Consider the following 10,702-nt stretch of genomic DNA (forward strand, 5'->3'; position numbering starts at 1 on the left):
ACTTGCCGGCCTGAGCAGCCCCACGACTCGGCGACCTCATCACCAGAACGAAAGAGAGGCCCCCGTGGCCACATCATCTCAGACCCCTTCCATCGCGTTCACCGTTCCGGACCCCGGTCGGACCAGTGAGGACGCGCCCGTCTTCGAGGCGTTGATGGCGCTGGCGGCGGAGTTCGCCGAGCTGCCTCGCCCGTACATCGTCGTCCACGGCAGTGGCCCGAGCTTCGTCCTCCAGCTGATGCACCCGTCCCACTTCGAGGCGTGGCGTGACGCGCTGGGGCTGCCGACCTCGGCGGTCAAGCTGCACGGAACGACCAGCGTGTGGCTGGCGACGTCCTCCCGGTTCCGTGGGGTGGCGTTCGAGCTGACGGGGCACGGTGTGCCACTGACGGCGGAGCAGGCGAATGCGCCGCAGGTCGTTGAGGAGTCTTCGGCGGTGGCGGCGTGAGCGCCCCGACCACGCACGACCCGGTGGCAGTGAACACGAAGGACGGGTCCTGCTGGCGGCGGCGCGCGGTGACGCAGTCCGGTCGCGGGCTGTACGCGCTGGCGGCTGTGCAGGGCGACGTGCCCGAGCTGGTGCTGTCGACGCTGGCCGAGTTGGCGGAGCACGGGCTGCGTGGCATGGCGTTCGCGCTGCCGGTGCCGGTGGGTCCGGGGCCCGTTGTCCGGCCGCTCGCGCTGCACGAGGCGCAGATCGACGCGCTCGCCGCGTCCGGTAACCGTGCGGTGAACGACGCCGTACACGAGGACCTGTGCGCCTGTGACGCGTGGCCGGAGAAGTGCCTTTCTTCGGGCGGGTTCTTCCAGGGCTACTGGGACATGGGTGGGCTAGAGACGGCGATTCCGGCGGTGCTCGGCTTGTGGGAGTCGATGCGGGGCGGCGAGCTGGAGCCCGCGCCGACCACCGTCTACCGCGCCGAGCACCCGGACTCCGGAATCACCCTCGGCCACTACGGCACCGAGTCCGCCGCGCGCGCGCACTGCGAGGCCACAGAGCGCCGGTCGTGGCCGACGGGGACCAGCCTCAGCTTCGACTGGATCCGGGATGCCCTCCCCGAGGACGACGAGAACGGCATCGCCGTGCTGGTGGTCACCGCCGGGCAGAACGAGGAGTCCACCACCGGCTACATCGTCACCGCCCTGGAGTTGGCCTCCGAGTACGACGCGGAGGCCGACGAGTGACCGCCGTCGAGTGGCTCCTCTGGATCGCCACCGCCTGGGCCGTGTTCCTCGCCTACTGCGCGATCGACGCACCCACCCTCTGCGCTCGCGCCGCGCACCGTCTCGCCGACCGACTCCACCACGGAGGCACCCGATGACCGACCCGAAGACCGTACGCGGCCCGATGTACATCGAGGCCACGCCCCTCATGGTCACCGCCGACGTCGAGCCCCTCGTCCACGCCAACGTGGGCGAACTCCTCGACCTCCTCGCAGGTGAGTTCTTCGAGGACTTCATGGAGATCGCCGACCCGTCGTGCAACGGCGGCGAGCCCGCAGACCGGCTCCAGTACGAGCGGCTCCAGGCCCGCCTCGTCGACCGCATGTCGACGAAGGTGGCGCTGACCGGGCCGCAGGCGATGCGGGTGGCCGGCCGGATGGCGAAGCTCGGCAAGCCGCTGGCGGACCTGTCGGCGAAGACCGCGGCCGCAGTGATGAAGGGCGCGTCGCTCATCAAGCACCCGACGCACGCCGCGACCCGCCGCCACCTCAAGAGCAACCCGCTGCCGGGCCAGCAGGACCGGAGGGCATCGTGAGCGCCCTCGACGACATCCGCACCGCCCTCACCGACGTTCACGGCACCGGCCCGGTCCTCGACGGTCTGACCGCCGACGACATGGTCAAGGCCGTCGTCGCCGAGGCGGACATGGACGCCCAGGCCTACCCCGGCGAGCTGGACATGCTCCGCGGTTTGGTCCGCACCCTCCGCCTCGTCGTCCGCGACGGCACCGACATGGCCGAGGTCCAGAGGCTGCTGCACCGGCACGCCGACGACGACCGCGCCGCCCGCCATGAGTTCGGCCACCGTGCCGCCAACGCCACCTTCCGGCGGGCCGTGCTCCTCGACGAGATCCGCAAGAACCCGGCCGGCCGGTGGAAGTCGGGACGCGCCGTCGGCGTCCTCCGCCGCCGCGGGTTGCACCCGATCAGTGCGGGGACCGCGTCCGCCGACCTCGTGGCTCTCGCCGCGGTCGGCCACCTGGTCCTGCACGGGGAGAAGGGCGTGCGCTGGTACGAGGTCGCCCGCCGCTCGCTCACCCGCACCAACGTCCAGCCCATGGGGGACCGATGATCACCGTCCTCAACCTGCGGCGCCACATCGTGGCCGTCGCCGACGAACTCAACCTGCCCCTCACCCTCCGGCAGGTCGACCAGCTCACCAACCGCGTCGCCCTCCGCTCCGCCCGTGGCAAAGCCTCAACGCTCCACCTGACCAACCAGATGTACGCGGTCCTCGTCGGCCTCGCCTCCGGCGAAGAGGTGGAGCAGACGGCCAACCGGATCGGCCGCAGCGTCGACACGGTGAAGTCGCACCGGCGGCGCCTGTACAAGGCGCTGGAGGCGGAGAACGGGCCGCATGCGGTGGCGATCGCGATGAACGCTGGGCTGCTGCGTACGGGTGGTGGCGCCTGATGACGACGACCGCGCAGGCTGGGGCCAACACGGCCCCGGCCGCCGGCCGCCGCTCCCGTAAGACGGTGAGCGCGCCGACCGGCACCGACCGCATCCCCAAGCCGTCCCAGGGCTGGTACCGCGTCAAGGGCACCGACCTCAAACTCCGCCGCGTCACCACCATCCTCGAGCAGGGCTGCTCGAAGGGCGACGCCCTCACCTTCTGGGCCGGGAACATCACCGCCGAGACGGCGATGAACAACCTCCCGTACCTCGTCAGCAGCAGCCTCCGACCCGAGCAGCGCACCGAGGCCTACGACTGGCTCCGCCGCGCCCACATCCGCAAGAAGGACGAGCGCGCCGACATCGGGACCGCCGTCCACCGGCTCGTCGAGGCCCACGTTCTCGGCACGCCGATGCCCGAGGAGCTGCTGGCCGACGAGGAACTGGCCCCGTTCCTGGCCCACTTCCTCCGCTTCGTCGAGGAGTGGCAGGTCGAGTTCGAGGCCTCCGAGATGGTCGTCGGCCACGAGGAGCAGGGCTACGCCGGCACGCTCGACTACCTCCTCCGCTCCCCGGTGATCGCCGCCGCGCTGGCCGCCTACTTCGGCACGGAGGTCCCGGCCGATTCCGTGTTCTGCGGCGACACGAAGACGGGCGGCGAGCTGGACGTCAAGGGCGTCTACCCCGAGGCGTCGTTGCAGATGGCCGCGTACCGCAAGGCGCGGGTGGCGTGGCTGCGGGACGGCACGAAGGTCCCGATGCCCGAGACGTTCTGGGCCGGGGTGGTGCTGCACCTGCGGCCGGAGGGCTACCGGCTGATCCCGGCTGTGGCCGACGACGAGGTGTTCCAGGCGTTCCTCACGGTCAAGGCCAACTCCGAGTGGACGTCCGGCCTGTCGAAGACCGTCATCCGTCCCGCCCTCACCCTCCCCACCACGAACAGCGAAGAGAGGGCTGCCTGATGCCCATCATCGACCTCCAGCGCCGCATGCGGCAGCTCGGCGAGATCCGCCTCGGCCACGTCGTCCCCACCGCCAACGGCAAGACCCGCCCGGCCAAGCTCGACAAGTTCCGCTTCACCTCCCCCTCGCGGGAGATCCTCACCAGCGTCGCCGAGCTGTACGGCGGCGAGGTCAAGGCCTGGACGCCGGCCAACGGCGGCCCGGCCGAGTTCGAGGTGTACTCCACCGTCAACCGGCTGCCCGTCCTCATCCCCCCGCGGGACGCTGTCTCGCAGTGGTACGAGCTGTACGCCGGGTCGAGGTGCCAGCGCCGTTGCGACGGCGTCACCGAGCAGAAGACCGACCGGCCGTGCATGTGCGACCCCGAGAACCGCGACTGCGCCATGACGACCCGCGTGAACGTCATGCTCCGCGACGTGCCCGCTCTCGGCCAGTGGCTTCTCGTCTCGAAGGGCTACCACGCGGCCGTCACCCTGCCCCCAGCGGCCGAACTGCTGGCGCTGGCAGGCGGGTACGTCGCCGGGTGGCTCGGGATGGAAGAGAAGACGGCCATCGTCAAGGACCAACTGGCACGGTTCAAAGTGCCGACGCTGGACGTGGAGATCACCCCGGCCGCGCTGATGGCCGGGCAGATCACCGGCGGCGCCCCGCAGGCGGTGGCATCGGGCCCGGAGCGCGCCGCGATCGAAGCCGCTCCTGCCCAGGCGTCCGGTCCGAAGCGGGACTTCCTCGTGGAAACGAAGGAGGCCGCGACTCAGGCCGACGCGCTGGCCATCTTCCAGACGGCCAAGCAGGCGGGTGCACCTCCCGCCTATCTGGAGCAGCTCAAGCAAATCGGGCTGGCCAAGCCCGTAACAGCCCCTGCCCAGCAGGGGGCAGGGAAGCCGGACCAGCCGCATCCGGACGACACAGAGCGGATCGTCAACCCGGCCGACTACGGCGACGCCACACAGGAACAGCTCGACACGTTCAACCGTGGCAACGACGACGTGGTGGACGCCGAGATCGTCGACCCGGCCGCCGCCGAGGGCATGTGGTTCCAGATCATGGCCGCCGCCGGGCCGCGCGGGATGACCACCGACCACCTGGAGGCCGCGTTCGCCCAGCGCCACGGCGGCCTGCACCCGTCGTCCGCGAGCCTCGGCCAGCTGGAGACCTTCCTCGCGGCGCTCAAGGGCGGTGAGATCGCGTGAAGTTCACCGAGATCCGCCGACTGGCATGGGACACGGAGACCACGGGCCCCAACCCGCTGGAGGACCGCATCGTCACCGCGGCCATCGTCGTCCGCGGCGGCGGTCGAGACGACCGTCTCTTCTCCTGGCTCATCAATCCCGGCGTCCCGATCCCCGCCGAGGCGAGCGAAGTCCACGGCATCACCGACGCCATGGTGCAGGCCGACGGCCAAGACCCGAAGACCGCACTCGACGAGATCGCCACCAACCTCGTCCGCGCCATCGAGTGGGGCATGCCGATCGTGGCGTTCAACCAATCCTTCGACTGGTCGATCCTCTACTACGACCTCCTCCGCAACGGGCTCCCGACCGTAGAGCAGCGCGTGGGTCTCAACACGCTGCCCCTGCTCGACCCGCACGTCATCGACAAGCAGGTCGACAAGTACGTCAAGGGCTCCGGTATGCGGAAGCTGAAGCCGACCGCCGAGCGCTACGGCGTGGAACTGGAGGACTGGCACACCGCGGAGGCCGACGCACTCGCGGCGCTCCTCATCGCGGAGGCGCAGTTCGAGCGGCACCCGCGCCTCAACAACATGGGACCGCAGCAGCTGTTTGCGGCGCAGAAGTCTTGGCGGGCAGAGCAGCAGGCCGGCTTGCAGAAGTGGTTCCGCACCCGGGCCACGGCGGAGCAGGGCGGCGACCCGGCCAAGGTGATCGACGGCTCCTGGCCGCTGATCCCGGCGCAGCGCGCAGCGGGTGACGGGTCGTGAGCGCCTACATCGCCGCCCTCACCGGCGCCGGAACCGTCATGGCCGTCGGCCTCGTCGCGGTCGCCCGGATGTGGCCGCAGCCCGCCGGCCGCCACCGCGCAGCTGGCATCACCGAGTTGCGGCCGGTGGAGGCCCTCGACCAGGTGGCCGCCCTGTGCACGTCGGAGCGGCGGGTCACCCTCCACGTCCGCACCCGGATCACCAAGCAGTTCGTCTGCATGGACTGCCGCAACACCAGCCCCGACCCGCTCGCCACCGACACCCGAGAGGAGACCACCAGTGCCTGACCTCAGCAACGCCGAACTCGACCAGCTCATCAACGACATCGGCCTCAAGGACCCCCACCGCGGGCAGACCATCGCCCCCTGCGGCACCCAGTCCGCCTACACCCGGCACGTCAAGCGCGGCGAACCCATCGACGACGCCTGCCGCCGTGCCAACGCCGAGGCCAAGCGCACCAAGGGCACCCCCACCTCCAGCAGGCGCCAGCCGATCGAGCACGGAACTCTTAAGGGCTATCAGCAGCACCGGTACCGCAGCGAAACGGCTTGCGCCGAGTGCCTGGATGCCCACCGGCTGTACAAGCGCAACCGCAGCCGGAAGGACGCTGCAGCGCACTGGGCCCAGCAGGGCGGTGCCCAGTGACCGCCCCGACCCTGTTCGACACCGAGGCTCCGGTCGCCCCCGTGGCGGCCGGGCCCCGCCCCCTCGTCATCGGCATCGACTCCAGCCTCACCAGCCTCGGTATTGCCACCCCCGACTCCGCCGACGCCCTCCGCTGGAAGCACGACGACAAAGGCCACGCCCGCGTCGAATGGCTCCGCACCGAAGTCCTCGACCGCACCAAGCAAGCTGACCTCGTCGTCATCGAAGGCCCCTCCTACGGCTCGAAGATGCTGCCCGGCCAGCACGAGACAGCCGGCATGTGGTGGATCCTCACCCACGACCTGTGGCGCAAGGGCATCCCGTACGCCGTGGCCTCGCCTCACAGCCGGACGATCTACGCCACCGGGTCGGCGTTCCCCGCGAAGGACCAGCCGAAGGCGACGCGGGCGCGAATCGCGAAGGGCATGGTCCACACGTTCGTCGTCGAGCAGCTCGGCATCTGGTGCGAAGGCGCCGGCAAGTACGACGCCAGCGACGCGGCCACGTTGGCGGCCATGGGCATGGACTGGCTGGGGTTCCCGCTCGTCGATGTCCCGAAGCAGCAACGGCGGGCGCTCGACGGCGTGCATTGGCCGACACAGACCGTGGCGGTGGCCCGATGACGCGCTTCACCTACAACGTCCTCGACACCCCCCGCGGTGACGCCTGGCAGGACCTGGCCGCCTGCCGTGACGAAGACCCCGAGCTGTTCTTCCCCAAGGGCAGCGAGGGCCCGTGGATCCTCGCCATCGAGCAGGCCAAAGCCGTCTGCCGCCCCTGCCCGGTCGCCGCCGAATGCCTGCGCTTCGCACTCGACACACACTCCGACGGCATCTTCGGCGGCCTCACACAGCCTGAGCGCGTTAGCGCCGTCCGGGCCGCACACCGCAGGCGCCAGCCGAGGGCCGAACGCACCTTCGCCAGCGTCCTGAACGCGAGTACCACCTCCGCTGGGGGACACCTGCTGTGGTCTGGGACCGCCCAGGTCTGCTTCGCCGGACGTGCGTACACGCCGCGACAGCTGGCGTTCATCGTGGACCGCAACCGTCAGCCCGTCGGACGGGTGCTCAGCACCTGCGACTTCGACCGATGTGTCCTGCCGTCACATCTCGGGGATGACGCCGAGCGCGCCCGGTGCGGGACAAGGCCGGGCTACCAGAAGCACCTGCGGGAGAACACGGAGATCTGCGCGCCGTGCCGCCAGGCGAACACGGACGCCGACAACCGCCTTCGCCGCACCGGCACCACCAAGGCCACAGCGTGACCGACCTGCGAATGACGGGCCTCCTCACCGTCGACTGCGGCGCCGGCCGCGAAGACCGCGACACCGGAGCCGTCCGCTACTGGACACCGCCCCGCGCCCGCTACGACTGCCTGCTCTGCGGCGGCCGCGAAGGACCCGTCACCGGCTCGGTCCGGGTCCGCGAGTTCGTCGAGCACCACCGCCGCGACCACCGCGCTCGCTGCGGCCACGCCAAGACCACCTGACCCGGCGGCCGACCCCCACGGCACCCCACACCGCGGCCGCCACCCGGGCCCGCCCCACATCCCCAACCGGGGCGGGCCCACCACCCCACAACCACAACGCCAGCACCACAACCAGGAAGGCACCACCGCACATGACCGTCAACCACGAGACCGGCGAAATCCAGACCCCGCAGGCCCCCGTCGCCGCCTTCCTCGCCAGCCACCTCAACGGCCGCACCGACGAGGAACTCAGCACCGAGTTCCACCAGCTCCTCGAAGCCGTCCGCACCCACGGCAAGAAGGGCTCCATGGTCATCACCATCGTCGTCGACCCGCCCGCCAACGGCGTCGAGTCCGCACCCATGCCCATCGGCGTCGAGTCCGCGGTGAAGGCCCCCAAGCCCACCCCGGTCAAGAACCTCTACTTCCTCGACGACGACGGCCAGCCCGTCCGCGAAGACCCCCGCCAGATGGCCATCGAGTTCCGCACCGCGCCCGCCAACAACACCTTCAAGGACGCCTGACCATGACGACCTACACCAGCGCCCCCGCCGAGCAGCTCGACGGCATCCAGTCCGTCATCGACATCGCGCAGCAGGCCACCGAGCCCACGAAGCTCGAAGTCGGCCACTACTACGCCGTCACCACCCCCCGCGGCGTCGAGCGCATCGACCTCACCGGCGACCAGTACAAGGACACCCCCACCCGCAAGACCGGCACCACCACCGTCCGCGACGCCGAGAGCTTCCTCGCCTACTGGACCAAGCACCACGACACCGACAGCGAGGTCTACGCCGACAGCGAGCGCCTCACCGTCACCGCCGTCCTCGACGCCCACACCACCGACGGCGCCCGCTGGTCCGGCCACCGCCTCCACCTCGCCCTGCGCGAGACCACCGCCTGGGCACAGTGGCTGCACCACGACGGCAAGCTCCTGAGCCAGGAGCAGTTCGCCGAGTTCCTCGAGGACCACCTCCCCGAACTCCTGGAGCCGTCCTCCGCCGAAATGCTGGAGATCGCCCAGTCCTTCCAGGCCGCAGTGAAGGTCGACTTCCAGTCCGCGACCCGACTCTCCTCCGGGCAGCGGCAGTTCCAGTTCGTGGAGACCCAGACCACGAAGGCCGGCCAGAAGGGCCAGCTCTCCGTTCCCGAGGTCTTCACCATCGGCCTCATCCCCTTCGAGGGCAGCCAGGGCTACAAGCTCACCGCCCGCCTCCGCCACCGCATCGGACAGGACGGACTCCGCCTCGGCTACAAGCTGGAGCGCCCCGACGAGATCCGCGCCACCGCCTTCGCCGACGTCATCAAGGCCATCGGCGAGCAGATCGACACCGCGGTCATGAACGGCCAGCCGGCATGACCAGGGCCCGGCCGCGGGGCGGCGGCACCCAGCGCTGCCCCGCGTGCCGGGCACCCCTCCTCGTCCAGTGGGTCGGAGACACCGCAGCCCTCCAAGCCCGGGTCTCCCTCCCACCGGCCGACGAGCACCTGCCCTACCCGGCGGCCGCGGCGGACAGCACCCCCAACGACCTCGTCTGGTGCCTGCCCCGCCTTCCCCACCGGACGCTCCGACTGCGCTGGACACATCGCCGCCACCCACCCGACTGCCCCCACCAGCACCTCACCAGCCACCAGTGCACCACCGCACCCACCACGCTCTTCTAGGAGACCGCCCGTGGACAACGTCCGCCACATGCCGCGAGACCAGGCGGACACGCACGGCCCGGAACAGTACGACGCCGAGCGGTACGTCATCGGCGGATGCATGCACAACCCCCGGCAGATCCTCGCCGTCCGCGGCATCATCCGGCGCGCCGACTTCCGGCTCCCCGCACACGAGCTGCTGTGGGACGTGATCGGCCACCTCCACGACGAAGGCCAGCCGATCAACCCCATGGCGATCCGCCTGGAGCTGGAGAAGCGCGACGAACTCCGCCGCGCCGGAGGCCCCGCCTACGTCAACCAGCTGGGCGACTACGGTCTCGATCCCGAGTACTTCGCCGAGGAAGTCCGCCGCAAGGCCGACCTGCACGCCGAGGAAGAACTCGGCCGCCGCATCATCCAGCAGGCCACCGCACCCGACGCCGAGCCCGGCCAGGCCGTCACCTTCATCGACGACTACCTCCAGCGGCAGAAGGAACGCGCCGCCGGCCGCTCCGGCGACCCCGCCGACGCCCTCCTCGCCGAACTCCTCGACGCGGCCAGCCTCGACAACATGCCCACCCTCGAACCCCTCGTGGGCGACCTCCTCCACCTCGACTCCCTCGCCCGCATCGTCGGCCCGTCCGGCCACATGAAGTCGTTCGTCACCATCGACCTCGCCGGGCACGTCGGCACCGGCATGCAGTGGCACGGCCACTACGTCCGTCAGGGCACCGTCGTCTACCTCGTCGCCGAGGGCGCCCGCGGCATCCGCAAACGCGTCCGAGCCTGGGAAAAGCACCACGGACTGAAGATGGACAACGTCCTCTTCCTCCCGCGCCCGGTCCAGGCCACCGGCCCCGAATGGGACACCCTCGTCGAGGCCATGCGGCGCCTCCAGCCGCAGCTCCTCGTCATCGACACCCAGGCCCGCGTGTCCGTCGGCGTCGAGGAAAACTCCGCCAAGGAGTTGGGCATCGTCGTCGAGCGCATCGAGGACCTGCGCCGGGCCACCGGGGCCTGCGTCCTCGTCATCCACCACACCGGGCACGTCGGCGAGCACGGCCGCGGCTCCTCCTCCGCGAAGGGCGCGTTGCAGTCCGAGCTGCACGTGTCGAAGAAGGGCGACAACGCCCGCAACATCGTCGTCACCGTCAAGGTCGGCAAGCAGAAGGACGACGAGGAGGCCGGCGACATCCAGTTCGGGCTCCGTGTCGTCACCGTCGACGGGGAGACGAAGCCGGACGGCCGGCCGGTCACGTCGGTGGTCCTGGAGTCCCTCGACCACCGGCCGGCCGTCCGGCTTCGTCTCCCCGTCGACGGTGACGACACGGAGCCCGAACTGGATGTCGCCGGCCTCCTCGTCGTCCTTCTGCTTGCCGACCTTGACGGTGACGACGATGTTGCGGGCGTTGTCGCCCTTCTTC

17 protein-coding genes and 1 pseudogene are annotated in these 10,702 nt (G+C 70.5%); all 18 read left to right on the top strand.

From position 1 onward, the window contains the following. The first annotated feature begins 64 nt into the window (after positions 1-64). Positions 65-448 (top strand): hypothetical protein, encoded by a 384-nt coding sequence (locus BZL64_RS09825; RefSeq protein WP_086768134.1) that lies wholly within the window; start codon positions 65-67, stop codon positions 446-448. Then, entirely contained in the window at positions 445-1,185 is a 741-nt protein-coding gene (locus BZL64_RS09830; RefSeq protein WP_086768136.1) for a hypothetical protein, read from the top strand. Before BZL64_RS09825 ends, BZL64_RS09830 begins: the two co-directional genes overlap by 4 nt. Then, on the top strand, positions 1,182-1,322 hold the full coding sequence (locus BZL64_RS39795; RefSeq protein ID WP_158101517.1) for a hypothetical protein: 141 nt from the start codon (positions 1,182-1,184) through the stop codon (positions 1,320-1,322). The genes BZL64_RS09830 and BZL64_RS39795 overlap by 4 nt, the downstream gene beginning before the upstream one ends. Beyond that, positions 1,319-1,759, top strand: coding sequence for a hypothetical protein (locus BZL64_RS09835; RefSeq protein ID WP_086768137.1), 441 nt, complete (start codon positions 1,319-1,321; stop codon positions 1,757-1,759). The genes BZL64_RS39795 and BZL64_RS09835 overlap by 4 nt, the downstream gene beginning before the upstream one ends. After that, entirely contained in the window at positions 1,756-2,295 is a 540-nt protein-coding gene (locus BZL64_RS09840) for a hypothetical protein (RefSeq protein ID WP_086768139.1), read from the top strand. The genes BZL64_RS09835 and BZL64_RS09840 overlap by 4 nt, the downstream gene beginning before the upstream one ends. Continuing rightward, entirely contained in the window at positions 2,292-2,636 is a 345-nt protein-coding gene (locus tag BZL64_RS09845; protein ID WP_086768142.1) for a LuxR C-terminal-related transcriptional regulator, read from the top strand. Before BZL64_RS09840 ends, BZL64_RS09845 begins: the two co-directional genes overlap by 4 nt. Then, the gene (locus tag BZL64_RS09850; RefSeq protein WP_086768144.1) at positions 2,636-3,580 is read left to right on the top strand and encodes a hypothetical protein; all 945 of its coding nucleotides are present in this window, start codon (positions 2,636-2,638) and stop codon (positions 3,578-3,580) included. The genes BZL64_RS09845 and BZL64_RS09850 overlap by 1 nt, the downstream gene beginning before the upstream one ends. Next, positions 3,580-4,773: a recombination directionality factor gene (locus tag BZL64_RS09855; RefSeq protein WP_086768146.1), complete on the top strand. Its 1,194-nt coding sequence runs from the start codon at positions 3,580-3,582 to the stop codon at positions 4,771-4,773. The genes BZL64_RS09850 and BZL64_RS09855 overlap by 1 nt, the downstream gene beginning before the upstream one ends. Continuing rightward, positions 4,770-5,522, top strand: coding sequence for an exonuclease domain-containing protein (locus tag BZL64_RS09860; protein ID WP_244205281.1), 753 nt, complete (start codon positions 4,770-4,772; stop codon positions 5,520-5,522). The genes BZL64_RS09855 and BZL64_RS09860 overlap by 4 nt, the downstream gene beginning before the upstream one ends. Then, positions 5,519-5,809, top strand: a complete 291-nt coding sequence (locus BZL64_RS09865; RefSeq protein ID WP_086768148.1) for a hypothetical protein — start codon at positions 5,519-5,521, stop codon at positions 5,807-5,809. The genes BZL64_RS09860 and BZL64_RS09865 overlap by 4 nt, the downstream gene beginning before the upstream one ends. Then, positions 5,802-6,167 (top strand): hypothetical protein, encoded by a 366-nt coding sequence (locus tag BZL64_RS09870; protein ID WP_086768150.1) that lies wholly within the window; start codon positions 5,802-5,804, stop codon positions 6,165-6,167. The genes BZL64_RS09865 and BZL64_RS09870 overlap by 8 nt, the downstream gene beginning before the upstream one ends. Further along, on the top strand, positions 6,164-6,790 hold the full coding sequence (locus BZL64_RS09875) for a hypothetical protein (RefSeq protein ID WP_086768152.1): 627 nt from the start codon (positions 6,164-6,166) through the stop codon (positions 6,788-6,790). The genes BZL64_RS09870 and BZL64_RS09875 overlap by 4 nt, the downstream gene beginning before the upstream one ends. Further along, positions 6,787-7,074: pseudogene (locus BZL64_RS41035) on the top strand (WhiB family transcriptional regulator); the annotation flags it as partial. The gene BZL64_RS09875 and the pseudogene BZL64_RS41035, both read left to right, overlap by 4 nt. Before the next feature lie 353 nt (positions 7,075-7,427). Next, positions 7,428-7,655, top strand: a complete 228-nt coding sequence (locus tag BZL64_RS09885) for a hypothetical protein (protein WP_143663069.1) — start codon at positions 7,428-7,430, stop codon at positions 7,653-7,655. Positions 7,656-7,786: 131 nt separating this feature from the next. Beyond that, entirely contained in the window at positions 7,787-8,158 is a 372-nt protein-coding gene (locus tag BZL64_RS09890) for a hypothetical protein (RefSeq protein WP_086768157.1), read from the top strand. 2 nt (positions 8,159-8,160) lie between these two features. Then, a complete protein-coding gene (locus tag BZL64_RS09895; RefSeq protein WP_086768159.1) occupies positions 8,161-8,994 on the top strand; it encodes a DUF2303 family protein in 834 nt (277 codons plus the stop codon). Continuing rightward, positions 8,991-9,299, top strand: coding sequence for a hypothetical protein (locus BZL64_RS09900; protein ID WP_086768161.1), 309 nt, complete (start codon positions 8,991-8,993; stop codon positions 9,297-9,299). Before BZL64_RS09895 ends, BZL64_RS09900 begins: the two co-directional genes overlap by 4 nt. A gap of 28 nt (positions 9,300-9,327) precedes the next feature. Continuing rightward, positions 9,328-10,702: AAA family ATPase (locus tag BZL64_RS09905; protein ID WP_158101518.1), on the top strand; the 1,375-nt coding region annotated here is incomplete at its 3' end.

It is taken from the genome of Streptomyces bobili (genome assembly GCF_002154575.1).
Classification (GTDB): Bacteria; Actinomycetota; Actinomycetes; order Streptomycetales; family Streptomycetaceae; genus Streptomyces; species Streptomyces bobili.

Excerpts from the sequence above, each read along its gene's own strand:
- BZL64_RS09835 (WP_086768137.1), top strand. The coding sequence starts at position 1,319 with ATGACCGACCCGAAGACCGTACGCGGCCCGATGTACATCGAGGCCACG.
- BZL64_RS09845 (WP_086768142.1), top strand. The coding sequence starts at position 2,292 with ATGATCACCGTCCTCAACCTGCGGCGCCACATCGTGGCCGTCGCCGAC.
- BZL64_RS09850 (WP_086768144.1), top strand. The coding sequence starts at position 2,636 with ATGACGACGACCGCGCAGGCTGGGGCCAACACGGCCCCGGCCGCCGGC.
- BZL64_RS09855 (WP_086768146.1), top strand. The coding sequence starts at position 3,580 with ATGCCCATCATCGACCTCCAGCGCCGCATGCGGCAGCTCGGCGAGATC.
- BZL64_RS09890 (WP_086768157.1), top strand. The coding sequence starts at position 7,787 with ATGACCGTCAACCACGAGACCGGCGAAATCCAGACCCCGCAGGCCCCC.
- BZL64_RS09895 (WP_086768159.1), top strand. The coding sequence starts at position 8,161 with ATGACGACCTACACCAGCGCCCCCGCCGAGCAGCTCGACGGCATCCAG.
- BZL64_RS09900 (WP_086768161.1), top strand. The coding sequence starts at position 8,991 with ATGACCAGGGCCCGGCCGCGGGGCGGCGGCACCCAGCGCTGCCCCGCG.